Source organism: Bacteroidota bacterium, from assembly GCA_013360915.1.
Classification (GTDB): domain Bacteria; phylum Bacteroidota; class JABWAT01; order JABWAT01; family JABWAT01; genus JABWAT01.
Window position 1 is genome coordinate 13443 of sequence record JABWAT010000014.1, and the last position, 26807, is coordinate 40249.

A 26807-nucleotide genomic window follows, 5' to 3' on the forward strand; every position below is an offset into this window, starting at 1 on the left:
CGGGAGGAGTCTGGAATGCCCGGACCCTCCCTGTCATGAACCTGAAGGACTTGTAAGGAAACGGCATTTGGCCCGACAAACACTGAGGAGGTCTTATGCAAAACCGGTTTTTATTATGGATTCCATTTCTCCTTCTGCCTTTTTCCGCCAATTCTCAATCCATAGGTTCCTACCGGATTGATCTGGAAAACGGGAAATCGGTACGAATTTCTGATTTGACTGCCAACGGGCCATTGATTATCACCTTTTGGGCCTTGTGGTGTAAACCCTGTCTCGCTGAAATGAAGACCTTTCCCTCCCTTCTCGAAAAATTCAGGGAGTCTGGTCTCACCATTCTTGCAGTCAATCAGGACTCGCCGAAAAGCACAGCCAAAATAAAATCTTTCCTTAAAACAAATGGATTGGACGTGGTGCTGGCTCTCGACTCCGAAAGTGAAGTCCTGAGCCGCTTCAACGGCGAGGCCATTCCACTCACCCTGCTGGTGGATCAAACAGGAACCGTTGTGTACCGGCAAACCGGCTACTTTCCCGGCGATGAGGCCAAACTGGAAACCGCCATTCAATTGCTGTTAGCAGGAAAAGGCCAATGAAACGGATGTTCATTACCGCATTACTCGGGGTTGTGGGTATACCCTTAACCGGACAAACAGATTTTTCATTCAGGAATGCATTCCGATATGGAGACGGACAGCGTTTTAACGGATTTGGTACCACCGCCTTCCGCTATTTTGAAAACCTCACAGATATGCAAATCACCCATGATGGCCACTACCGGTTTGGACTGCGCTACACACAGGACTCACCAGCAGAAACGGGACTTAGAAAGGAAGAATTTTCCCGTTGGTTTGCTGAATACGATACGGATTCCTGGACCATTCGCGCCGGACATTCACCCGCTTTATTTGGACAGGGCTTGTCTCTGAACCTGTTCGAAGACCGTGGCCAGGGTTTTGATTCCTGGCTGCAGGGGTTGACTGGTGTCTACCGGCATGCGTTTTTCCGGATTCAGGCCATTGCCGGAAAAGTCGAGATTGATGACTCGCTGGTTTTCAGACGACAGGACCGGTATGATCTGACTGGCGGGTCCCTGATAGTCCTTCCTTCAGGTCCGGTAGAGATTGGAATTTCTGCAGTTCATGCCCGGGGATTTGGAACTGTACCCACGGTACCCTTTTCCCTGTCCTCAGATCTGTCCTCCTTTTCTATTAAAACCAATTTTGACACATGGAGTTTCCTTTCCGACTATCTCGTGCGATGGACAAAGGATGACATCACCGGTCTGACGAAAACCGGGAGTGCATTTTACAGTTCTGTTTCGTGGTTTTCCGATCTGATCTCCCTTACCGTTGATTATAAAAATTACCGTCTGGATGTCACCAATCCCATTGACAGGCTTGATCCGTACCGGCCATTTAAGCTATTACCTTTTCAAAATCCACCAACCGTTCAAAAGGAGCACTCCTGGTTTTTCATTTCCCGTTCATTGAATGAACAGGATTTTAACGATCAAACGGGCGTGCAGGCAGAAATTTTTATCAACCCTGCCGAAAAACTTCAGCTGACAGCCAACGGGTCTTTCTCAAGCAGAACCACCTCCTGGCAACAGGATGTCTTCGATTTCACCTGGTCAAGAACAACGGGGTCCCTTTTATTATTTCCCTCTTCCAAGGAAATGTATTCCCCCTTTCATGAATTATTCCTTGAAGCAGACTATGAATTTTCTGACGACTTCTCTTTACGGGGTGCAGTAGCCACCCGGAGCTTTCACCTCTATAATGACTTTACCGGTCCGGCAGGCAGCCATCAGCAATCCGACCGGGTGCTTATGGGATGGCTTCAATGGAAGGTGACGGACTCCCAAACCACTCAAGTGCAATCAGAATGGATTCAGTCCGATGATAATTTTAGTCCTGATCCGCATTCAAGCGGTATTTTTCTAAGTTGGATTCAAACGATCGATGGTTTTTGGAATGTTGCCCTCCGGCATGAACGGACAACCAACACTTTCGATCCGGGAGGGCGAAAAGATTGGACACTTTTTGAAACAGGACTCCGGTTAGATGGACGTCACCTGATCACAGTATCTGGCGGGCAGGAACGCGGCGGGTTGACCTGTACCAACGGTGTTTGCCGGTTTATCCAACCCTTTACCGGAGTACGTGTATCTATTATAAGCACTTTATAAACAGAAAGATTGCCAATGAAACTGCTGCTGATTTTATTTACCGGAATGGTCACCTTCTCGCCTGTTACTGCTCAGAAAAAGGTGCTTGTGGAAATTCTGACCAATTCCCACTGCCCGTTATGTCCGGCTGCCTATACAACTGTGAATAATTACCTGAAAACAGCCGGCAATTCAGAAAAAATCATTCCGGTTTTTCTGCACATGCCGTTTCCTTACAATGATGATCAGTTATATAAGGACAATACTTCTGATGCATCTGCCAGAAGTTCATACTATGGGATCTCTTCGTCAACTCCCCGTGGAATTTTTGATGGTGCCCTGCAAACCAATTCCTATTCCAATTGGGCAGCTACTTTGAATTCCATCAGCAGCTCCGATTCACCCATCACATTAACCCCATTTGGTAAAATTACAGACAATGTACTGGAAGTAACGGTTGATATTGAACGGACAGGCACCTATTCCCAAACCGATTTGAACGTTTTCATTATGCTGGTAGAAAATTTGAATTATTCAGGAAGGAATGGGATCAGCAGACATACCAATGTGGTCAGGCGGATATTAGCCCCCAATGGTTCACCACTAATCCTGAATTCAATCGGAGAAAAAACGACCATTACGCAATCTGTTGCCTGGGATTCCAGGTGGGTGGCTGACAGCACCGCCCTTGTTGTGTTCGTACAGGGGAAATCCGGGAAGGCTGTTTTACAAAGTGAAATGATCCGGTATCCCTATTCTGTCCCAACCGCTGTGTCAGAAAATGAATCTGAAGTACCCATAAAAACCAGCTTGTTGCAAAATTATCCAAACCCGTTTAATCCATCGACCACCATACGATGGTATCTGGATACCGGGGGGCCGGTCAGTATTAAGATTTTTAACGTAATTGGTCAGCAGGTTGGAACGATTCTGAATCAGTCCATTCAACCGACAGGCCATGGAGAAATAGATTGGAAAGCATCGGGATTGCCGACCGGGTTGTATATTATCCGGATGGAAACAGCATCAGGCACTTCCACAATCAGGAGTCTGCTGATGAAGTAACCATGCCGGGTGGAATCGAATTTTGTCGGCTAGCGGTGGTTTCTGCTAAAATCATGGAATTTTTTAAAAACATGTTGATAGCCACTCACCCTTCCCGGCCGTTAGGGTGAGATTCCGTATTCCGTATTCCGTATTCCGTATTCCGTATTCTGAATTCTGAATTCTGAATTCTGAATTCCCTCCTGACTCCTGTCTTTTACCGGTACACTCTCACGTAATCCACTTCCATCACGGCCGGGAATGCATTCTGATCAACGCCCTTCACTCCGCCCCAGTTACCACCAACGGCAATATTCAGGAGAAGGAATTGTGGTTTATTGAAAGGCCATTCGGCGTTGGTGGCGTTGGTATCTTTTTTAAATGTGAAGTATTTGTTGTCGTCCATGTAAACTGAAATGGAATCGGCCGTCCAGCGTAAGGAATACACATGGAAGTCGGTTGAAACATCTGTGCTGAAAACTTTGGCTGTTCTCTGTGTTCCTTTCACATGGTTGTACGTATCGGTATGCACCGAGGCATGCACCCATCCCTGGTCGTATCCGACATGTTCCATGATGTCAATTTCACCGCAGGTCGGCCATCCGGCTGTTCCAATATTGGATCCCAGCATCCAGATGGCAGGCCAGGTGCCAGTGCCTTTGGGCAATTTTGCTTTAACATCAATCCGGCCATAGGTCCAGTCTCCTTTACCGCGAGTTACCAACCGGGCCGAGGTGTACAGTTTCCCTTCATATTCTTCGAAACGGGCGGTGATGTACAATTTTCCATTGATCACATTGGCATTCTGGCGTCTGCCCGCCGTGTAGTATTGTAATTCGTTGTTTCCCCACCCGTGTCCTCCGGTTTCATGGGTCCATTTGGTAGAGTCGGGCAATCCTTCATAGTTGAATTCATCCGACCAGACCAGTTTGGGTTCGGTTGAGGTTGAATCATCCGATTTAGAATCGGGATCGGTCCCGCATGAGGCGAGAAACAATAACAGGGCGATGAGAATGGCTTCCATTATAACTCCACAATTTTGGGGTAAAATGATGCAGGATTCATGCCAAACCGGTATGTTGGCAAAAAAAGAGGAAAAGCGGTTTTACCCAACCGGCCCCGATTATCAGTGTGATAACCTTATCGGTTTGATAAGTCCGGACTGATATAGATTCTTTACGTTTAAAAAGGTACCTTATCGGTTCATGATAAAACCCCTCACAAATCTGATCACTGGTTCGCTGATTGTTCTTATAACGATGAGCTGCTCTGCTCCTGAAGAACCAGACGCACCGAAGGATCAGCCTGTTTCCATACGGGCGGTTGATGCCTCCTTCTATCCCGAGATGGTTGATGCCGGGATAACCTATTCCGATTCTTCCGGAGTGGCTTCCCTGCCGGTTCTGCTGAAACGACATGGGTTTAACATGGTCCGCCTGAGGGTTTGGAATCAGCCCGCCACCACAAGGTCCTCACCAAATGAGGTTCTTGAAGCGGCTGCTACCTTTTACAAGGCGGGTCTGGGAATCTGGATTGATTTTCACTATTCCGATACCTGGGCCGATCCCGGTCATCAAACGCCACCGGCGGCCTGGTCGGGACTGTCTGCAGAGGTTCTGGCTGATTCGGTCTATGCCTTTACCCGCCGCTTTCTGGAACAACTCCGTGACCGTGGCGTGGTTCCCGGTGTGATTCAGACGGGAAACGAGATTTCGGGCGGCATGCTGTGGCCAGCCGGTCTTGTGAACAGTGTCGATACCACTCAATGGCGTTCCTTATCCCGATTGCTGAATGCGGGATTGCAGGCCTGCAATACGGTCTTTCCGACGGCCCGCCGTATGATCCATATTGCCGATCCGGGAAGTGGATTCTGGTTTTTTGGCTATCTGAACCACTATCTGACCGATTACGATCTTGTGGGAGTGTCCTGGTACCCCTGGTGGCATGGAAAGGATCTGTCCTGGCTGACCATTCAGCTAACGCAACTGAACCGGATAACCGGGAAACCTGTCATCATTGCCGAAACCGCCTATCCCTGGACGCTTGGCTGGAATGACTGGACCAACAACATCGTCGGGAATTCGTCTCAGTGTGTTCCCGGCTTTCCACCCGATCCGGCCGGTCAGCAGGCGCTGATGCGTCGGATTGCTTCTCTTGCACGATCCGTTAATCAGGAACCGGTACACGGCTGGTGTTACTGGGCACCTGAACATCTGGCTGCTTATGGCCCCCAATCGACCCACGGCTCTCCATGGGAAAATCTGACATTGTTCGATTTCACCGGTAAGGCGTTACCCGCTTTTTATGAGGTGGGGAGACCAACTTCCGTTGATTAAAACTGTTATCCAGAAAAAATGACCTTGGGAAAAGTTAAAACGAGGCAGTGTTTCAAAACTACCATACCTTAAACAGGTAAGCACAGTTCAACCGGAATGTATGTTGCTTCTGATACTTCCCTGAGAAGCCGGTATCGCCAACCCAAACACCGTCCAGAATAACTGGTCCGATCGGGAAAGATAAGCCAATCGAACCCAGAACAGCATCAAGATCACCTTCCTTAAACAACCTCGATGCACTTTTCTGATACTTTTCAGTATAGTTCCTTTTTTTAAACCATACTCCAACAACTGGTCTGACTGATGTGAAATGCATGGAAGCAATGAAAAATGAGTATTCATAACCTCCCTTCAGATTTTTATAGATTCTATCCCAGTATTGTATGGAAGCAGAGGTTTCAATGACAATATCAAAAGGCGTCCGATATCCATAGGTTATCATTAATTCGTCTGGAACTTCCACTATCATTTTGTAAGAAACGGGAACAAACTTTTTGTCCCCACCTTCTTCCCTAATTATTTCATTTCCTTTATATAGAAGGTCCGATTCTGGCTGGTTATTGTAGAAGAAACCCACTGTTCCGACTTGTTCTGTTTCAACCAACAGGCCGGCTGACCATGACCAGGCGGTTCCCTTACCCGAAACCTCAGGAAAGTTAAACAGTTGCTGTAACCAATGATGCTGAATGCGGATACCACCACTAACCAGGGAAAAGCCGGGTAATTTGAAGGGCATTTGACTTGCAAGTGACAGGCCGGCAGTCCGGATTTGATCAGTCTGGATAAAATTAACTGTCTTGGTTTGACCCTGTTCGTCCTCAAACGTCTCCCGACCAAAATCCAGTTCACCAAAGTAATCCTGGTAGTAACAGACACCAATGGAAAGCCAATCAAAGGGAACAACAACCGACAGTTGAGCAGGTTCCCAAGACTGGTAACCATTTACAGGTATATCTAACAACCATCCACGTTTGATATCTGTCTGGTATTGCAATCCGAGCAAGGCAGTTGGGTAAGAGTGCAGAACCAAAGCAGCCGGGTTTTCACTTCCCGCAAAATCATCAGTGGCCAGGCTGCTACCCGATGGACCACGACTGGAAAGCCAGGGGCTTAAATACCCTTGTGGTAGAAAAAAGGCAGTTTGTGATGAACCAACTCTTTCCTGAGCAACAGAATCGTCAGCCAACGAAAGGAACATCATAATCATTGCAGTGATGAAAATTTTCATAACAACTCCTGACCCGGGGTAACGTCTGTTCGTTTCTGTTAATCTGGTGACAATGTTTAAATTTAACACAATGGGGTGCATTTCAAAACGACCTGATTAAAAACGATCAGTGGCATTTCAACCCGGCGAAACCGATCTTTTGAACATTTTCAGGAGCTCCTTGTGAAAGCAATCCGTGTTCTTCAACCGGGACCGTCATCCGTCATGCAACTGACCGAGGTTCCCGATCTGAAACCCGAACCCGGGCAGGTACTGATCCGGGTTAAAGCGGCCGGGGTAAATCCGGTCGATACCTACCTGCGTGCCGGAGAGCAGGGATACAAACCCATATGCCCCTACACGCCCGGAATCGATCTGGCAGGCGAAGTGGTCGAAATCAGTGATGGCGTCATTCATGTGAAACCCGGTGACCGGGTCTATTCCGCCGGGTGTCTGACGGGAAGCTATGCCGAGTATGCGCTGGCAAAAGCCAGTCAGGTGTTTCATTTACCCGATAATCTTTCCTTTTCTCAAGGGGCCACGATTCACGTTCCCTACGCCACTGCTTACCGGGCCCTGATGCTGAAAGCCAATGCCAGACCCGGCGAAACGGTTCTGGTCCACGGAGGCACCGGTGGGGTGGGAATTGCGGCCATTCAGATCTGCCGATGGAAAGGAATGACCGCCATCGCCACAGCTGGTTCCGCTCACGGCGCCAACATTCTTAAATCCATCGGAACATCTGCCGTGGTCGATCACCATGACCCTGAGCATTTTCAAACCATTATTTCCCTCACCGAAGGCCGTGGGGTGGATATCATTCTGGAAATGATGGCCAGCCTGAATCTTGGCAAAGACCTTCAGCTTCTCCGGACAGCCGGACGGGTGGTAGTGGTTGGGTCACGGGGACCGGTCGAAATCAATCCGAGGGATATCATGTCCCGGGATGCCATGATCACCGGTCTGGCCCTCCGGAATGCCACCGATTCGGAATTGTTCGCCATTCACCTCGATCTGATAGATGGCTTTAAACGCGGATTCCTCAATCCCATCATCAGTCACGAATTTCCGCTTTCTGAAGCCCCGCACGCTCATGATCTGATTATGAATACACGTGCAGAAGGCAAAATTGTTCTGATTCCGGAGTAATCCATGCTATTCATACTGTTCACCCTGATTGCTGGAGGATTTGTGGGAAGTGAAAAACCGGTTGAAAAGGAATTTGTACCCGCCTGGGCCAAATCGGTGGTCTGGTATCAGATTTTCCCCGAACGGTTCCGGAATGGTGACCCAACCAATGATCCCCCCGGATCCTATGCCAATCTGTCCTGGCCTTTCGACAACCAGTCTCCATGGCAGATTCATCCATGGACTTCCGATTGGTATGAATTGCAACCGTATGAACAACAGAACAAGCTCGACCGGAATGCCAACATCGTCCGGCGCCGGTATGGCGGTGATCTGCAGGGAATCATCGATAAACTCGGCTACCTGCAGGATCTCGGCATCACGGCCTTGTATCTGAACCCGGTATTTATGGCTCCGAGTCATCATAAATATGACGGCATGATGTATCACCACATCGATCCGTATCTGGGTCCCGATCCTGCCGGTGATCTTAAACTGATGGAAACAGAAAACCCCGCCGATCCCAACACCTGGGTCTGGACTTCAGCCGATAAAATGGTATTAAAACTGATCGAAGAAGCTCACCGCCGGGGAATGCGTCTCATTTTCGATGGCGTCTTTAATCACATGGGAATCAACAGTTTTGCCTTTCAGGATGTAAAAAAGAATCAGCAGAAATCGGCGTATAAAGACTGGTTCACCATCAAGTCCTGGGACAATCCGAAAGCAAAAACCAAATTTGAGTATGAAGGATGGTTCGGGGTAAAAGAATTACCCGAACTGCGTGAGGATGAAAACGGCATTGTTTCCGGACCGAAGGAGTACATTTTCGCCTCCACCCGCCGATGGATGGATCCGAATGGGGATGGATCGGTGGGAGATGGAATCGACGGCTGGCGTCTCGATGTGGCCTTTTGCATTTCGCACCCCTTCTGGAAGGACTGGCGGAAACTGGTCAAATCCATCAATCCGGACGCTTACATTACAGCCGAAATCATCGACAGCATCGAAGCCACCCGTCCGTATCTGCTTGGAGATGAATTTGATGCGGTGATGAATTACAATTTCGCCTTTCTTTCATCCGATTATTTCATCGACATCCCGAACCGGATTTCCACCACCGAGTTTGATGCCGGGCTGAAAAAACTTCGTGATTCGTTCACCGGCGGAGTGACCGGTGTTCAGCAGAATTTATTCGGAAGCCATGATACCAACCGGTTATCCTCCGCCATCGTCAATAAAAATCTTGGCGGTTACGGACAGTGGGGCGATTATTTCATGAAATCAAAGGCCTCATCCTATCCGGGTTATCTTACCACCAAACCCACCGTAGCCGACTACCAGATTCAGAAATTATTTGTCATTTTTCAGATGACTTACCCTGGTGCTCCGATGGTGTACTACGGCGATGAGGTTGGAATGTGGGGAGCCAATGATCCCGATTGCCGGAAACCCATGGTATGGGCCGATCTCTCATACGCTCCCGAAGTGTATAACTATGACGGATCAAAACGGTCAAAACCTGAAACCGTTGAGGTCAATCAGGACCTGCTGGCGCATTATAAAAAACTGATCGGAATCCGGAATGCCCATCCGGCACTAAGCACTGGTGATTTTAAAACCATTCTGTGCGACAATCTGCAACAGGTGTACGTTTATTCCCGGACCCTCGGCAGCGAAACGATTCTGGTGGTGCTGAATAATTCAGAAACCGCAGCCACCATTCATCTGACTGCTGCAGGAGCCTGGAAGGATCTGCTGAATGGTGATGACTTCTCTGCTCTGACCGGACTGACCATTCCCGGTACGTGGGGACGGATTCTGATCAGACAGTAAGGATTCATATGTTCGCAAAGTCGCAAAGACGCTAAAAAGGACTAGTAAAAAAACCAAAAAATCTTTGCGTTCTTTTGTATGTACCCTTTGCTTACTTTGCGTTGAAACGAATTGAAACGCAATGTCGCAGAGCATTCGCAGAGAACGCTGAGGTTCTTGTATTTAAATCTAAAAAATCTTTGCGTTCTTTTGTATTTAAACTTGGCGCCTCTGAGTTGAATGCATACGCAAAAACGCTTAGTCGCTAAGTTTCAAGTATTTTAAACTAATTATGCTTTGCGTCTTCGCGCCTTTGCGTACAAATTAAAAAACCAGACCATGAAGAAAAACATTCAGCTCATTTTCACCGGTGGCACCATTTCCATGCAGATCGACCCAACCACAGGGACGGCCGTTCCCACCCTTCCGCCGCAGGATCTCCTCAAACTGGTGCCCGGACTTGACCGGCTGGCCGATCTGAAAATTCATGACTTTGGCATGTACCCGGGTCCGCACATGACCCCGGCACTCATGTGGGACTTGTGGGAAGTGGTGCAGGGATACATCAAGGATCCCACGGTGGATGGCATTGTGATCACACACGGGACCGATTCGCTCGAAGAGACCAGCTATTTCATTGACCTGATGAGCCGGTCACCCAAACCCATCATTTTCACAGGGTCCATGCGAACATCCTCCGAGATCGGTTGGGATGGATTGCCTAATCTGATTGATTCAGTTGCAGTCGCCTGTCATGAGCATGCACGCGATTTAGGCGTGCTGGTATGTCTGAACGGCGAAATCAACCCGGCCAGTGAAGTGGTGAAAACACACACCGATCAGATGGGCACCTTTCAATCCCCGAATTTCGGAATGCTCGGCATTGTCGATAAAGATGATGTATACATCTACCGGAAACCCGAGTTTTCTGAGTACATCGGCTCCACCCGGTTAGAAGAAAAAGTCGCACTGATTAAAACCTATACCGGAATGGATGGTCTTCTGATTGATACGCTCGTCGAAAAGGGTTACCGTGGGGTGGTTCTGGAAGGCATGGGCCGGGGCAATGTGCCGGTTCCGGTTTTTGAGTCTGTCGTATCAGCCGTAAAAAAGGGAGTGGCGGTCGTTCTGGTTTCCAGAACCGGAAAAGGTCGTGTTCTCGACACCTATGGCTATCCCGGTGGCGGAGCAGCCCTCAGAAAAGCAGGCGTGATTTTCGGTGGACATCTGAACGGACAAAAGGCACGGATTAAATTGATGGTTGCTTTGGGAAAGACCATCCAACAGTCCGAATTAAAGGCTATTTTTGAACATGGCCGGTATCATTAAATAAACCTTTACTAAACATGGAACAACAAACCACTTCTTCCCGGATTACTTCAACCGTCCGCAGCGGGATCGGCTTCGGCAGCGCACTGGCCATTGCCATTTCCTGGTATAAAAACCAATCGGTGCTCTGGGCCATTTTTCACGGATTGCTTTCCTGGATTTACGTCATCTACCACATTCTGGATCGTGAAGGCTGGATTGGTCTCTGGTGGAAATAAACCGCAAAGGCGGTTACCACCCGACTTTTACGAGCGGGTCTGGTCCGTGGTGCGTGAAATTCCACCCGGCAGAGTGACCTCTTATGGACTCATTGCCCGGTTTCTTGGAACAGGTTCCTCTGCCAGAATCGTCGGGTATGCCATGAATGCCGTCGCCAACCGGAAGGACATCCCGGCCCATCGGGTGGTCAACCGGATTGGGTTGCTCACCGGAAAATTTCACTTCGAAACACCCGAGACCATGCAGAAACGGCTGAAGAGCGAGGGAGTCCGGTTCATCAATGAAGATCAGGTGGATTGGGACGCCCACCGGTGGGACCCCATGGAGGCGTTGCCCCGGGAATTCAGGGACCAGTTATCGATTCCCCATTAACTTTTCTCCTTTTCCTTAGGAGAAATCATCTCACTTGCCATCCCGAAAACGGTTGGCCTCTTTTTTCATCTCACCTAACCCGGTGTATCGGTCAGCAGTATGGCAAACATGTATATACAATCCATTAATCATTTCAGGGCCATCGCCATTTTTTTTGTGGTCTTTGGACACAGTTTTATTATTTCTGACTACGCGCCTGATACATTCACATCACAAGTCTTTTACAATCTCGCTGCAGGAGGAACTACCTTTTTTGTCTTCATTTCCGGCTTTTTGTTTCACCACCTTTTCCGAAGCCGGTTCGACTACCCGGATTTCATGATTAAGAAAACCAAACATGTGCTGATTCCTTTTCTGATTCTGTCGCTGATTCCGGTGCTGGTCCTATATGTGAATTACCTGGCATCCGGCCACCCTGAACGGATACTGAATTATTCTCTCATCCGGCATTTTCTTATCGGTGTTGGCGGATTTTTTATGGGGTACTGGTACATTCCATTTATCATGATCGTCTTTCTGCTATCCCCTCTTTTCAGGCAAATACTGAAATTACCTGTTCACTTTCAGGTTATTATCACCGTGCTGTGTCTTGCTGTTTCGGTATTTCTTCACAGGGGGACCAATCTCCATTTATATTCCGTTATTCAGAATGTGGTTTATTTTATTCCGGTCTATATGCTTGGAATGATTGTTTCAGAAAAGCGTGAAACGATTCTGGATGTATTAAAACGCACCGAAATTGTCTTTTTGCTGATTGCAATCCTCATTGCCACCCTTCAGGTGTTTTCGGGGAATCAGGGAAACTACAGAAAGGAACCCTTTATATATGCAGGGATCGACCTGATGATTCTTCAGAAAATTTCCCTCTGTTTTTTCCTCGTCATCTGGCTTAACCGTTTTGAAACCTATAAAGAGCGATTGTTCGAACTCATCGCCTCGAACAGTTTCGGAATTTTCTTTATTCACGGAATCATCATCTGGTTAATAAAGGCAGTAAAAAAACAACATCAGTTTTCCTTTGAACACAATTCATTTTTCATCTACCTGATGATGGCCTCAGCTATTCTGTTCACTTCCCTGCTTGTGACAGTGATTGTTAAAAAGGCACTGCCCCGTTACGGAAAATATCTGGTGGGAAATTAGTCAGTTGCGATCCCCACAGTTTTCTGAGGCTACATTAACGGGCACGTGGTTTTTTAATGGAGGTCAGGAATAATGTGATAATGATCGGAGGGGCGTTGAAAGATGGGTTGAAATAAAACCGACAGGTGAAAACGGTTTTAAATCGGGTGGCATTCCACCCAATAAAAAATGGAGTCAGGTTTTGGCGGTTAAAACCCGAAGGCAGCTGAGACCTGATTTAATATCGGATAAAAACGGTCACTGATTCAGAACAGCAAGAATCCAACGCCGGCATTGACAAATCCCCATCTCGGAACCGAGACCACACGACCCCGGTACCCAAGCGGAGCCATCAGACGGACTCCTCCGGTCAGATAGACACGGCTCAGCAGTGCCACATACACACTTGAGCTTAGCGAAAACCCCGGAATCAGCCGGGTCTCCAGAGTTCCGTCTTCCAGGCCACGTTTCATTTCTGCCAGCGCCAGTCCTCCGCCGGTGATCAGACCTGAATACCGGTTAAACCGGTCATGAAAACTGATTTCGAGGTTATAGGCATGGTGGTTAAAGTAATCCCGGTTCGCAACAATTTTATCCGAAAGGCGACTATCGTTGCCAGTCCATTTAAGAAAAGTGGCAGACAGCAACCAGTCCGGATTGATATCATACCGGATGCTTCCCTGAAAATGAGAGACCTGACCTGTGAAAGAAACACCAGCCAATCCACCGGAAAACTCGGTGGTGACAAACTGGGCCCGAAGGAGGATCGGGACAATCAGAAGAACAAAAAGCCAACTCATTCTTTTCATCGGACGGCACTCCCGGTCACACCATCTTCTGGCAGGAACACCGGCACCAGTTTTCCCTGTTCATTCTCAATGGCCAGAACCATTCCTTTAGACGATTCCCCCCTCATGACCCGGGGAGCGAGGTTGGCCACAATGATCACCTGCTTTCCGACCAGACTTTCTGCACTGATGTGCTGCTGCAATCCGGCCAGAACCTGCCGGGTTTCGTAACCCAGATCCACCTGAAGTTTCAGCAATTTATCGGTTCCCTTAAAAATTTCTGCGGCCAGAACTTTTCCCGCTCGCAGATCCACCGCATTAAACTGATCGATGGTAATTTCGGGTTTTTGTGGTTCCCAGGTTCTTGCCACGGGTGCTGCTGCCGGTTGATTCAGACGGGCGATCTGCTCATCAATCACCGCATCTTCAAACTTGGTAAATAAGATTCCCGGTGTCCCGATCTGATGTCCATCCGAAAGACCAAAGAAGGAAGCTGATTGCCAGTCCATCGATTCCAGCGGATCCTGAATGGCAAGCATGTCCCAGACCTGACGGGAAGCGGCCGGAATTACGGGTGAGAACAGGATGGCAAGTGAGCGGCAGACCTGCAGACACACATGAATGGTGTTTCCGCATTTCTGAAGGTCCGTGTTCCGTGTTTTCCAGGGTTCGGTGTCGTTAAAATACTTGTTGGCGGCCCGGGCCACGTTCATGGTTTCGGCAATGGCCTCCCTGAACTTAAAGGTTTCATACAATTCCCCGATCCGGGAGGGTGCGCCGGCCAGGTAGGCCTCCATGTCCCGATCCTTGTCTGAAGGATCGGTAAGCGGAGGAATCCGACCTCCGAAATACCGGCTGGCAAATGTCACCGTCCGGTTCACCAGATTGCCATAAATATCAGCAAGTTCGTTGTTATGCCGCGCCTGGAACTCCTTCCATGAAAAATCAGAATCCTTGGTTTCCGGAAGCGAACATCCAAGCGCATACCGGAGGGAATCTGCGGGAAATTTTTCGAGATACTCATGCAGCCAGACCGCATAGTTACGGCTGGTGGAAAGTTTCTTCCCTTCAATATTGAGAAACTCATTGGCCGGAACATTGTCGGGCAGTACGTATTCTCCATGAGCCATCAGCATCGCCGGAAACACAATGGCATGAAAGACAATGTTATCCTTGCCAATGAAATGAATCAGGCGGGTATCATTGCTTTTCCACCAGGTTTTCCAGAGATCGGGGTTCCCCTGCTTCGAAGCCCATTCCCGTGTCGAGGAAATGTAGCCAATCGGTGCATCGAACCAGACATACAGCACTTTTCCTTCTGCATCGGGAAGCGGCACCTTCACACCCCATTTGAGATCACGGGTAACGGCCCGGTCTTCAAGTCCTTCGCGAAACCATCCCTGACAGTAATTGACCACGTTGTCCTTCCAGTCGGGATGTTTGGCCTGCCAGGCTTCGAGTTGCTGCTGAAATTTGCCAAGTGGCAGATACCAATGGCTGGTTTCCCTGATTTCGGGCGGATTTCCGCATAGTTTACACCGGGGATCGATGAGATCGGTCTGATTCAGGTAGGAACCACAGGATTCGCACTGATCGCCGCGAGCCCCTTCCTTTTTACATTTCGGGCAGGTGCCTTCCACATACCGGTCAGCCAGAAACATGGAATCGTGGGTGCAATACAGCTGTTTCTCGGACTTTTCGACCAGAATTTTCTTCGAATGAAGCACCGAGAAAAATTCCTGACTGGTTTCGTGATGGACCGGCAGGCTGGTTCTGGAGTAGTTATCAAACCCGATTCCGAAGTCGCGGAAGGCCTTTTCCATCATCACATGGTAGCGGTCTACAATGTCCTGAGGGGATACTTTTTCCTGATCAGCTTTGATGGTAATGGGAACCCCGTGTTCATCCGAGCCACAGATGAACAGAATATCCTTCTTATTCAGCCGCTGATATTTTACAAACAGATCGGCGGGAAGGTAAGCGCCTGCCAGATGTCCGATGTGAACGGGTCCGTTTGCGTAAGGAAGGGCGGCGGTAACTAAAATCCGCCGGAAAGAGTCAGCCATGATACATCCTGAAAAAAGAAACCGGGCTTCAGTTGCCCGGTTTGCTGGTAACGTTGGGTCAAAAATACCGTTTCAGGATCAGGGATTCAATTCAGTCGCATCCCAGGGTCTCAGACCCACAGCCTCTGTCGACCCGAAATACCAGGTCAGGCCGGCGGAAAGGGAATACTCACCATTGCGCTGTCGCCAAAGGTTGTCATAAGGCCCGGGTTGAGAACCAATAAAAAATTGATAGTAGCCTGAGAGGGTCAGGGCAACCTGATCTTCGAGAAAATAATTACCGGAAGCCGTTAAATGATGATTCCAAAAGTATGTTGGTCTTCCGGCCTCAACATTCCTGTGAACATAGGTGATTTCATGGGATCCCGAAACCAGTAATCGATCAAACCATTCGTAAAATAAACCTGCCTTTATCTGTGAGGCATATTGCTGTTTTAAAGAACTCAGAGTCGATATCTGAGGTCCTCCGGAAAAGCCTCCGTTTACAAAGAAGCCCGAATTAAGGGTTAATGATTCAAAAACAGAAGCTTTCAGAACAACTGCAACGACCGATTCCTCTGTCCGGTCTGTATAGTGTCCCCAACTATTGTACTCATCATAGTCGGTTTTATTGTATCGGTGACCAAAACCAGCCTCGACCAACCATCCTTCCTGACGAATGAAACGCATTTCACTAAGGGATTCGAAGGCATATTCCGTTTGAAAACTGCTTGCTTTACCGTATCCATCCGTTTGAGCTAACGCATCCTCAACATCCTGCCGGATCAGCTTTTCCGGACGTTCATAAAAGGAGTTATAGTAAGGTATCCTCGCAAAAATTGCAGAAAGGTTATTAACCGTTTCATCAGTGAGCGGACTGGTAATGGCTCCACTTTTTTGCAGGCGTTCTCCAAACCGGATGGCATTAATGACCGGAGTTACATTTCGAATCCTCCCATATGAAAATAAAACATCCACGTTGGTTGACTGTCTGTAATCCCGCGTGTATTCCTGATTGGACTTAAACCGCTTTCTGTTATCCGGATCCTCCCAGTCCCGGCGCAAATAATGTGAGACCATTTGGTTACCACTTACATATGTGTATACTGACCAGGGTGCTTCATCAGACAGATAGGTCCGGTAACTAGCCCTGCCATAAAGAGTCGGGGTCTTAATCCACCTGTAACTTTCAGAGGAGACCTTCTTGTCTGTATAGAATGGTGATTTATTTTGATATGTATTCTCCTGACCAATCAGTTCAAACTCAAAGTATCCAAAAACATCCCATTGCAATGGATCGGAGTCATAGACATATTCATACTCGGGTTGAATACTGAAGTTATAATTTTCATACTGGGACATGGATTCTCTTTCCTCAACGGGTGTTTCCGTATTGTAATAGCTCCCGTTCAAATTACTGCTGAACTCAAGCGTCCCAAATCCATATCGTGTTTCAGGAATGCGGTACTTTTTCAACAAGTCAAGACCATTCATCTGGGCCTGCAACGTGCCAGATGTTACCATCAATACAATTAACAACCATGGTTTTTTCATAGAACTCCTTGTGAGTTTGGGATAGTTAATGCCGGTCAGTATCACCGACCCAATCAAAATTAACCAATCTTAACAGAAAAAGACAGATAAAAATCGGGTAGCGTCAAACCGGGTCTTTACCGGTCATGGCCCGTGGTGGGTGCCGTTCGCGTTCGACCGTGGGTTCGAATGGGGCGGGAGGATCCACCGGAGGAAGTCCAAGAATGCCGCGTGCATGGTTGATGGCTTCATCAAGGTTCCCCAGCACGTTGTCTATGCCGATTTTTTCGAGGAATCCGGCACTTTCAGAGATGAAAAGGGGCTGTGTGTGAATATCTGAAATCAGCAGATGAACATGACTTTTCCGGCATTGTTCATAAATATCTTCCAGCGTGCGCAATCCGCCGGTATCCATGTATGGAACATTCCGCATCCGGATAATCAGCACTTTATAGTCACTGCTCCCCAGTGAGATGGATTCACGGAACTTGTGAACCGTTCCGAAAAAGAGAGGTCCGTTGATTTCGAAGACCGCCACCGACCCGGGAATGGATCGTTGCATGATGGTATTGGAATCGGTCTCACCGGTGTCCTCAGCAAAATCCTGTTTCTTCAGGGAGACGTGCGAAATATCAGCCATTTTTTTCATGAACAGGAAGGCGGCCAGCACCATTCCGATTTCGATGGCAAGAACCAGATCGAAAATAACGGTTAGCAGGAAGGCGGTCAGTAACACCACTTTATCGGTTTTAGGGCCCTTCATGATCGATCGGAAGGCATGCATTTCGCTCATGTTCCAGGCAACCACCATCAGAATTCCGGCGAGAGTGGCCATGGGGATCAGTCCGGCCCATTGCCCGGCAAGCAGCATAATCAGCAGCAGAACAATTGCATGAATCATTCCCGCAACCGGAGTCCGGCCGCCGTTCTTTACATTGGTGGCGGTTCTTGCAATGGCACCGGTGGCCGGAATACCACCGAAGATGGGAGAAGCGATGTTTGCAACCCCCTGCGCAATCAGTTCCATGTTCGACCGGTGACGACTGCCGGTCATACCATCGGCAACCAACGCGCTTAACAGTGATTCAATGGCGGCCAGCAAGGCAATGGCGGTGGCAGGTGGAATCAGATTCCGGACGGTTTGCCAATCGAGTTGGGGAACCATGGGTGCGGGCAGCGAAGAAGGAATGGCACCAAATTTACTTTCAATGGTTTCCACCGGAAGATTAAAAACCTGAACCACCAGAGTGGTAAGAATGACGGCTACCAGAGACCCGGGTATTTTCTGAGTCAGCCTGGGCCAGTACAAAATGGTTGCAATGGTAACGATGGCCAGGGCAGGCGCATACCAGTTTACCGACCCAAGGTTTTCGGCGTAGGAAAACCATTTTGGGATGATTTCCGATGGGACCGACGCGATGGAAAGTCCGAAAAAATCCTTGACCTGTGTGGAAAAAATAATGACCGCAATTCCCGAGGTGAATCCGGTCACGATGGGATAGGGTATAAACTTGATGTAGGTTCCCATTCTGGTCAGACCCATGATGATGAGAATGACACCGGCCATGAAGGTTGAAATGAGAAGTCCGTTCAGGCCGTAAGTGCCCACCACACCGCTGACGATCACCACAAAGGCACCGGTTGGACCACCAATCTGCACCCGGCTTCCACCGAGGAATGAAATCAGAAATCCGGCAATCACCGCAGTGATGAGGCCTTTCTCTGGTGATACACCAGAGGCTATGGCAAAGGCGATGGCCAGGGGAAGAGCGACAATTCCGACGATGATTCCGGCCTGAAGGTCTTTCAGGAACAGTTCGGCGTTATAGGTCTGGAGGGTGGTGAAAAATTTGGGTTTGAATGTAAGTGGCAGTGGAATTCTGAACATGGGACGGTTAAGATTTCCGCCGGTCTAAACGGGTTCTGATCACAGAAGCCAACTCTTCGGGGCGGTATGGTTTTTCTATAAAGGCGGTTATGCCCTGTTTTTCGAGCGCCTGACGCTCATCGGGATCAATATAACCGCTGGCAAGAATAAATGGTACCGACGGAAGTATGTTTTTCAGATAGTCGTGTAACTGTCCGCCATTCATCACGGGAAGTCCATAATCAGACAGGATCAGGTCAATGGGCTCTTTCCGGTTCTGGATCAGATCGATGGCTTCCACCGAGTTGAATGCCGAGAGAACATGGTACCCCTTCGAGATCAGCACTTCCATGACCAGGTCGCGCAACATTTCTTCATCTTCGACCAGGAGGATGGTTTCGTTTCCTCCCCGCACCTCGGTCACGGTTGTGACTTCCATCCCCTGAACAGTGGAAACAACTTCTTCAACCGGCAGATAAATGGTAAACGAGGTTCCTTTTCCTGCGACACTATCCACTTCAATGAATCCACGATGGGCGGTGATTATTCCGTAAGCAACCGACAGTCCCAGACCGGTTCCTTTTCCAATGTCCTTGGTGGTAAAAAAGGGTTCGAATATCCGGTTGATCACATTGGAAGGAATTCCCATTCCGGAATCGGATACCACCACCTGGACATAGGATTTGGCAATGGCATTCCGGATTCTCTGATTGAGGGAATCCCCATCAAGAACAGAGGTGGTGACCGACAGGTGTCCGCCGCCAGGCATGGCATCGCGTGAATTTACACACAGGTTGAGGAACACCTGATACAATTGCGTTGAGTCGCCCTGAATGACCGGCATTTTTCCAGTGTACTCTGAATGGAAGGTGATATTTTTCGGGAACGTTTCACGGATGATTTTTTCGATATCGAGTAAAATATCGGTGATATCGATTTTTTCGGCACGGGTCTCACTTTTTCTGGCAAAGGTGAGCAGTTGCCTGACCATACCGGTTCCGCGTTCGGCCGCCTGATGAATAATCTGAGCATCGCGAAGCAATCTCGGATCGGATTGAACCCGGTTTTCGAGCATCTGAGCCCGGCCGAGAATAATGGCCAACAGATTATTGAAATCATGGGCAATGCCACCGGCCAGCGTTCCAATGCTCTGCAATTTCTGGGACTGAACCAATTGATGCTCCAATTCGCGACGTTTGGAATCATCGAGCAGATATCCCTTGATTTCGGAGACCTGACCAGCCGAATTTTTCGTCAGAATAAAACTGGTGACAGCATAAACGGTCTTTCCATCCTGCCGGACCATTTCATTTTCAAGGTACTCAAGCCGGCCTTCGCGTGAGAGCGCATTCAGGATGTCTTTCCAGACTGAGGTGGTTCTGAAAAGGGTCGAAAAATGAACAGTTTTCGCGGTTTTCAGGTCATCAAATCCGAACATTTTCAGGTAGGACGGATTTGCATCCACCAGTTTACCATCAGCCGTGAGAATAATATTGGCTGACAGGTCTTCTCTGAACAACCGGCGGTATTTCTCTTCCGAGCGGCTCAGGTCTTCCTGTGCTTTCCGTTTTGAGGTGATGTTTCGGGCAACCAGCATTCCATAAACCACTTCATTCTGATCATCGGTGATGGGAACATAATGATACAGATACCATTTATCCTGAAAGGCCAGTTCGGCTGAATGAGGTTTGCCCGAGAAAACATACCGCATATTGGGTTCAAAAAGGGCCACCAGATCGGGAGGGAACAACTCATAGAGAGTCCGTCCCATCAGTTCTTCTTTTTTCATCCCATTTGCTTCAATTTCCGGACCATCCACCAGAAGGAAACGCAAATCCTGGTTGTACAGCATGATGGCACTTTCAGGCAACCGTTCCACCAGAAACTTATATCGCTGTTCACTCATCTTGAGGGCCAGATCGGCCGCGCGTCGCTGGTGACTCAGAATGGTCTGCGCCATGTAATCGGCCATTTCGCCCGCAAACCGGATCTCATCGGGGGTCCATTCACGGCGTGAACGGCTTTCAATACAGATCACCCCTTCCAACTTTCCGGTTACCCGTATTCCGGCATCAAGCAAAGAGAGAATGCCATTGGGTTGCAGATAGGAAACCGCGAGTTCGCGGGTTCGTGCATCGCCGGCCGCATCGGTTGCATCGATAACCCTCGACCGCTCCAGGGCCTGGAAGTATCGAGGAAAATCATCTGACCGCAGTTCGAATCCAGACTCATGCAACTGTGATTGTCTGTCAAACAGATCAACACACAGCAACTGTCCGGTGGAAACATCGCCGAGCCAGACCGACACACGGTCAGCCCTGACCACCGACGAGGTACTTTCAGTGATGGACCGGGAGACCGATTCGACATTTCCGTCACGAAGCTGAGGGGAAAACGTCAGCTTCATCAGGGCCATTCGCTGGCGTCTTAACCGGTCGAGAAGCTTTGCCTGCTCATCTCCCAGTTTTTTGATTTCAGTAATATCAGAAATGGTCAGAAGCCTGGCTTGCTGCTGACGGAAGCGGAAGGGTTTGACCGATACAGTAAAAAAACGATCATTCACCGGCTCAGTCAGATCAAACTGCCGGCTGGTGGCAGCGGTTTGCCCGATAAGCGATCCATCTGCAAACACCGGGAACAACTCACTGATTAACCGCACCACCGATCCCGGATTGAAGGTTTCGCGAAACACCTGGTTTTCCTGAATGATTTCCCCTGTTTCAGAAACGACCACCACAGCCGAATCGATGGAATTGAGGACCAGAAGCAATTCGGATTCAGCCTCGCCACGCCGATGGGTTTCATCGGTCAGCTGGATGACATACCGGTGAAGCGTGTTGGCAAATACCCAGACCAGAATCATCATGAAGATGAGCAGGACCGAATAAATGATCAGTTTGGTAAAAATCGTGTGTTCAACCTGGGCGGCCGGAAGCAATTGGTAATAATCGATGACCGTCAGAAATCCGGCCCAGATCAGACTGATGGTAAACACCACGAGGCCGGTCCGCAGCGACAGCAGCAACCCGGCCACCAGAACCACAATAAACAGGGAGGCAATGGAAGGCGACGAGATTCCGCCGCTGGTGAGTGTCGACCAGAAAATAACGCCGAGAATACCGGTAAGAAGCAGGTTTCTGGATAGTCGGAACCGGCCTTTTCTCAGCAGATACAGGCACAGACCAGTGGCTCCCGTCAGGGTGATCATCACCCCGATCAGTCTGAACCGGGCTTCGGCCCAGAAAACCGCGATCGGAATGATCATCAGACAAAACAGAATCAGAGAGACCAATATCAGGTTCATCACCCGGTACTGGACCCGGTCAATCACTTCAATCTTTCCATGGACCGGTTTAAACGCATCCAGAAAGACATTCAGCAGATTCCTTTGTAATCCGGTGTCATTTTTCATAATCAGGATGACAAAAGATACCGAACTTCAACTGTAAAATCAGGTACCTGTTACCATCCGACCATCTTTTTCCGGATTTAAAAATTTTTTATCAGATACGGGCCTGCCAGGTGTTGAGTTCAAAGTATTTCCCTTTTGCGGCCATCAGATCGTCGTGAGTCCCCCGTTCAGCTATCCGGCCGCTTTCAATAACCAGAATCTGATCGGCCCGGCGGATGGTGGAAAGCCGGTGTGCGATGACCAGGGTGGTCCGGTTGGTCATGAGTGAAGCCAGACTTTTCTGAATGTAGGCTTCGCTGAGATTGTCGAGACTGGAGGTTGCTTCGTCGAGAATCAAAATTTTCGGATTGGCGAGAATGGCCCGTGCAATAGCCACCCGTTGCCGCTGCCCACCCGATAACTTGACACCCCGCTCTCCAATAACCGTATCGAGCCCTTTTTCGAACCGGTCGGTGAATTCATTGACGTATGCCGCCTGTACGGCCGCTTCCACTTCTTCATCGGTTGCCATCGGTCTGGGGAAGCGTATGTTGTCGCGGATGGTCCCCTCGAAAAGGAAATCATCCTGCAGAACCACTCCGAGAAACTGACGGTAGGAGTCGAGGCGGATGGTGGATAAGTCGGTTCCATCCAGGGTAATGGTCCCGGAACCCGGTTCCAGGAAGGTGGCTGTGAGACCTGCAATGGTTGTTTTTCCCGATCCCGATGTTCCAACCAAAGCGGTGACCGTCCCCGGTTTCATTTCAAAGGAAATATCCTGCAGCACCGGCTGGCCCTGCTCATATTCAAAACTGACCTGACTGAAAACCACATGTCCCCGGGTCTGATCAATGGTCACCAGACGTGACGGATTGTCGGTTTCTGGCTGAACGGCAAGTATTTCACGGGTGCGGTCCAATCCGGCAAAAGCCTCGGTAACCTGAGTGCCGATATTTACCATCTGAACGATAGGTGCAATCATGAACCCGAGATACAGCGTAAACGCAACGAAATCACCCATGGAAAGGTTTCCGGTCATGATCTGATATCCACCCAGACCCATGATAGCCACACTGGCCAGCCCGAGCAGTAAGGTGGCTGCCATGGTAACCAGGCTGGTGGATGTCAGGGTTTTTCTGACGTTGGTAAATAACCGGTCCACGCCCGTCTGAAACGATGCGATTTCTGAATTTTCCGCATTGAATCCCTTGATGACACGGATTCCATTGAGGGTTTCGGTCAGACGTCCCGTGACCTCCGCATTGATTTCACCCCGTTGACGGAAAATGGGACGAAGATGACTAAAGGCTTTCATGGCGATCAGTCCGAAAACCAGGACCGGAAGCATCACATACAATGTCATGACAGGACTGATTCTGATGAGCATAACGAGAGCCACCACCGAAGTGATCAGACCTCCCACCATCAGAACCAGACCAGTTCCCACCAGGTTTCTGATTCCCTCCACATCGGTCATGATCCGGCTGACAAGTGTTCCTGATTTCTGATCATCGAAGTACCGGACCGGTAGTCTCAGAATATGGTTCTGGACCCGTACCCGCAAACTGGCAATAAGTTTTTGCGCTTCCACACTGAGAAGCTGGGTGAGACTGTAACTGGTCACTGATTGAATGATCAGTGCACCGGCCACCACTGCCAGCAACCACCAGAGTTTTGACAGATCGGCAGAACCAATGACATCATCAATCAGAATTTGCGTGCTTCCGGGCAGAACCAGACCCGACAACCGGTTAATGGCAATGAGAACCAAACCAATCGATAAGATACGGCGATGAGGCCAGATGATCTCATGAAAGGCCATTGTTAATGATGAAACAGCGGGACGTTTACTCATGACAGGGTTTCCTTACGTTCAAAGATATCTTCCATGGTCAAATCCTGTGCCAGACCCCTTTTTCTCACACAAAACGCTCCTTTCACCCCACTTGCATAACCGTTAAAATGCAATCATAAATCCTGTATTTGTACTTATTTTAAACAGGTTAATTGGTAATAGCAGGCTCCATTTTTATCTTTGTTCCCTAAAAAAGTGAATGGCAACCATCCTTTGACTGAATTTTCTACGCCTGTTCTGCCGCTATGCAATGGAATCTACGGAATTCTGACGGCTCTTGACGAAAAACGATCTTCATATGTCAAACCGGACCAAAGTCCGGTGACCCTGGCCGATCTGTCGGTACAGGTTTTTATCATTGACTGGATTACCCGGCATTTTCCCGGTGATTACATCATCGCCGAAGAGCGGTCGTCGGGTGCTACCTCGGCCGATCTTCGCCGTTTTATCGAGGATCATCCTTCCTTATATCCCGATCTGACCCGGTCACCCGATGTTGTGCTGGATGATCAGGGACGTTCTGCCACCGGTCCCGTCTGGTACATCGATCCGATTGATGGGACCAAAGGCTACCTGCGGCGGGAACAGTTTGCCGTTGCCATTTCCCGATACGACTCCACTGGCGAACCCCTTCTTGCCTGTCTGTACTGCCCCAACCTTCCGTTCCCAACCCTCGACAGTGCTCAGAAAGGCTCACTGTTTTACTGGGAAACGGGTAAAAAGCCGGTTCAGCTATCCTTGCAGACTCCTGATGACGTTCAGATACTGCCTTTGTCTCCATCTGTTTCTGCTCTTGCCACTTCAGTGGAAAAATCCCATGGAAATGCCCCGGTGGCCCAACAGGTGGCCAACGATCTGGGGCTTCAGGTGATTGAAATGGATAGTCAGGCGAAATATGGACTTCTGCTCAGAGGAGAAGCCAGTGCCTACCTGCGGTATCCGACCGATTCGGTCTATCTGGAAAAAACGTGGGACCATGCAGCAGGTGCCGCCCTTTTGCGGGCAGCAGGAGGAACCGTCACGGAAGTGACCGGGGATCCCGTGGTGATCAGACGGACTGCCACACTTGAAAAACCCAATGGGGTGGCTGCCACGCTGGGTATTGACCATCAATCCTTAATTCAATCCATCCGGAATCATACCTGATCATGAGTGATTCCAAACCCGACGCATGGAGCAATCCGGGCCCCGGACGGCTGTTTGCCGGTAAATTACCACGCGATTGGTTCTTTAAAATACTCGGTTTTTCCCTTCTGGCCCTCGCTGGTTTACCGATGGTGCTTTTCCATGACCAGGCAGGGATGGATTACCAGTCTGCGGGCGCGCTTTACATTCTCGCGCTTGCCGTTTATCTATGGATTTCCAGTCTGATTCCACATGGAATCACGGCGTTGCTCATACTGGTACTGGTTCCTGTTCTGAATATTATGCCTTTAAACCAGACACTGGCAGCCTTTGGAAACACAGCAGTTTTCTTCCTTCTGGGTGTTTTTATCATGGTGGCAGCGGTTATTGATTCGGGACTGGCCCGCCGGATTTCCCTGCTGTTTCTGAAAAGCAGCGAAAACACGCTGGGTAAGGTTTACGTGAGTATCTACACGGGCTGCTTATTCATGTCGTTTCTGATGCCCGAACACGCCGTGGCAGCCATCTTTTTCCCCATCGTCCTCGAAATTTCAAAACTGCTTGGCGAGAAAACCGGAAACCGGCCCATGGGAATGCTGTTGTTTATGGGCATGGCCTGGGGGGCCGTTGTCGGGGGAATCGGCACCTTACTGGGCGGCGCGCGTGCTTCCCTCGCCATAGAATTTCTGAAAGACATGACCGGAAAAACAGTCACCTTCTGGGACCATGCCTCGGTCGGCGTTCCGGTTGCCCTCATTCTTGGGGTTGTGGTTCTGGTCGTCTTTCCCTTCATGATCCGCGGCATTTCCCTCCGTCATAAACTCGATCCCGGAGTGATTCATGCCATGAGAAGAAATCTGGGCCCCATGTCTTTCCGCGAAAAACGGGTGGCTGTTATATTTGCCGCTGTTATCCTTCTGTGGATGGTTGCAGGAGCCTGGTTGCATCTGGCAACCGTCAGCCTGTTGGGTGCCGTCCTCATGTTTGTGGCCCGGGGGGTTGAATGGAAAAAAGTGGATGAACTGGTCAACTGGAATGTGATTCTGATGTATGGCGGGGCCATTGTTCTCGGATATGTACTGAATCATACCCAGGCGGGCAGTCTGCTGCTGAAAGTATTCCCCGATTCCTGGCTGAACAGTGAAATCACCATGGTTCTTATATTTGCCGTGGTCACCATTACCCTGACCGAGTTCATGAGCAACGCTGCTGCTCTGACCATCGTGTTACCCATTGTTCTGACAGCGGCCATTCAGCACAATCTCGATGTGATGATCATTTTCTACAGCATCACACTGATTTCCGGACTCGCTTTTGTCTTCCCGATGAGTTCTCCTCCCAACGCCATTGCCTTTTCCAGCGGAACCTTCACCGTTAATGACATGGTTGTCAAGGGAATTATTGTGAGCATCATTTCATTGATTGTTGTGTTAACCTATTTATTTATCAGGTTTAATCATGTCTGAA

At 49.1% G+C, this 26807-nt stretch carries 20 protein-coding genes; 12 read left to right on the plus strand and 8 right to left on the minus strand.

Going from position 1 to position 26807, the window contains the following annotated elements:
* Positions 1-95 precede the first annotated feature (95 nt).
* From HUU10_12575 to HUU10_12585, 3 genes are read left to right on the plus strand one after another with little or no spacing between them, the layout of a single operon-like run.
* Positions 96-590 carry a TlpA family protein disulfide reductase gene (locus HUU10_12575; GenBank protein NUQ82439.1) on the plus strand — a complete coding sequence of 165 codons (495 nt, stop codon included), beginning with the start codon at positions 96-98 and terminating at the stop codon, positions 588-590.
* A complete protein-coding gene (locus HUU10_12580) occupies positions 587-2185 on the plus strand; it encodes a hypothetical protein (GenBank protein ID NUQ82440.1) in 1599 nt (532 codons plus the stop codon). The genes HUU10_12575 and HUU10_12580 overlap by 4 nt, the downstream gene beginning before the upstream one ends.
* A 15-nt stretch (positions 2186-2200) precedes the next feature.
* Positions 2201-3229, plus strand: coding sequence for a T9SS type A sorting domain-containing protein (locus HUU10_12585; GenBank protein ID NUQ82441.1), 1029 nt, complete (start codon positions 2201-2203; stop codon positions 3227-3229).
* Between the two features lie 196 nt (positions 3230-3425).
* On the opposite strand, the gene HUU10_12590 is transcribed toward HUU10_12585, so the two are convergent.
* Positions 3426-4232, minus strand: a complete 807-nt coding sequence (locus HUU10_12590) for a glycoside hydrolase family 16 protein (protein NUQ82442.1) — start codon at positions 4230-4232, stop codon at positions 3426-3428.
* A 235-nt stretch (positions 4233-4467) separates the two neighbouring features.
* Between HUU10_12590 and HUU10_12595 the strand changes: the two genes are divergently transcribed.
* A complete protein-coding gene (locus HUU10_12595) occupies positions 4468-5544 on the plus strand; it encodes a glycosyl hydrolase 53 family protein (GenBank protein NUQ82443.1) in 1077 nt (358 codons plus the stop codon).
* Between the two features lie 58 nt (positions 5545-5602).
* On the opposite strand, the gene HUU10_12600 is transcribed toward HUU10_12595, so the two are convergent.
* Complete coding sequence (locus HUU10_12600) at positions 5603-6772, minus strand: hypothetical protein (protein ID NUQ82444.1); 1170 nt, start codon at positions 6770-6772, stop codon at positions 5603-5605.
* 162 nt (positions 6773-6934) lie between these two features.
* Here HUU10_12600 and HUU10_12605 point away from each other — a divergent pair, with 162 nt between their 5' ends.
* The 6 genes from HUU10_12605 to HUU10_12630 all read left to right on the plus strand — a co-directional run bounded on the left by HUU10_12605 (position 6935) and on the right by HUU10_12630 (position 12757).
* Positions 6935-7900, plus strand: a complete 966-nt coding sequence (locus HUU10_12605) for an NADPH:quinone reductase (protein NUQ82445.1) — start codon at positions 6935-6937, stop codon at positions 7898-7900.
* 3 nt (positions 7901-7903) lie between these two features.
* Entirely contained in the window at positions 7904-9715 is a 1812-nt protein-coding gene (locus tag HUU10_12610; GenBank protein NUQ82446.1) for an alpha-glucosidase C-terminal domain-containing protein, read from the plus strand.
* Positions 9716-10033: 318 nt separating this feature from the next.
* Entirely contained in the window at positions 10034-11023 is a 990-nt protein-coding gene (locus HUU10_12615) for an asparaginase (GenBank protein ID NUQ82447.1), read from the plus strand.
* 17 nt (positions 11024-11040) lie between these two features.
* Positions 11041-11241, plus strand: a complete 201-nt coding sequence (locus tag HUU10_12620) for a hypothetical protein (GenBank protein NUQ82448.1) — start codon at positions 11041-11043, stop codon at positions 11239-11241.
* Positions 11222-11614 (plus strand): MGMT family protein, encoded by a 393-nt coding sequence (locus HUU10_12625; protein ID NUQ82449.1) that lies wholly within the window; start codon positions 11222-11224, stop codon positions 11612-11614. Before HUU10_12620 ends, HUU10_12625 begins: the two co-directional genes overlap by 20 nt.
* Positions 11615-11713: 99 nt before the next feature.
* A complete protein-coding gene (locus HUU10_12630; protein ID NUQ82450.1) occupies positions 11714-12757 on the plus strand; it encodes an acyltransferase in 1044 nt (347 codons plus the stop codon).
* Between the two features lie 245 nt (positions 12758-13002).
* Here HUU10_12630 and HUU10_12635 read toward each other — a convergent pair whose 3' ends face one another.
* The 6 genes from HUU10_12635 to HUU10_12660 all read right to left on the minus strand — a co-directional run bounded on the left by HUU10_12635 (position 13003) and on the right by HUU10_12660 (position 24215).
* Entirely contained in the window at positions 13003-13536 is a 534-nt protein-coding gene (locus tag HUU10_12635; GenBank protein ID NUQ82451.1) for a hypothetical protein, read from the minus strand.
* Between the two features lie 5 nt (positions 13537-13541).
* Entirely contained in the window at positions 13542-15590 is a 2049-nt protein-coding gene (metG, locus tag HUU10_12640; protein ID NUQ82452.1) for a methionine--tRNA ligase, read from the minus strand.
* 78 nt (positions 15591-15668) lie between these two features.
* Positions 15669-17123 (minus strand): hypothetical protein, encoded by a 1455-nt coding sequence (locus HUU10_12645; GenBank protein NUQ82453.1) that lies wholly within the window; start codon positions 17121-17123, stop codon positions 15669-15671.
* Positions 17124-17226: 103 nt separating this feature from the next.
* Entirely contained in the window at positions 17227-18990 is a 1764-nt protein-coding gene (locus HUU10_12650) for an STAS domain-containing protein (GenBank protein NUQ82454.1), read from the minus strand.
* A 7-nt stretch (positions 18991-18997) separates the two neighbouring features.
* Complete coding sequence (locus tag HUU10_12655; GenBank protein NUQ82455.1) at positions 18998-22381, minus strand: PAS domain S-box protein; 3384 nt, start codon at positions 22379-22381, stop codon at positions 18998-19000.
* A 91-nt stretch (positions 22382-22472) separates the two neighbouring features.
* On the minus strand, positions 22473-24215 hold the full coding sequence (locus tag HUU10_12660; protein ID NUQ82456.1) for an ABC transporter ATP-binding protein: 1743 nt from the start codon (positions 24213-24215) through the stop codon (positions 22473-22475).
* A 213-nt stretch (positions 24216-24428) separates the two neighbouring features.
* Between HUU10_12660 and HUU10_12665 the strand changes: the two genes are divergently transcribed.
* Entirely contained in the window at positions 24429-25361 is a 933-nt protein-coding gene (locus HUU10_12665) for a hypothetical protein (GenBank protein NUQ82457.1), read from the plus strand.
* Between the two features lie 2 nt (positions 25362-25363).
* On the plus strand, positions 25364-26806 hold the full coding sequence (locus tag HUU10_12670; protein NUQ82458.1) for a DASS family sodium-coupled anion symporter: 1443 nt from the start codon (positions 25364-25366) through the stop codon (positions 26804-26806).
* The last annotated feature ends 1 nt before the right edge of the window (position 26807 follow it).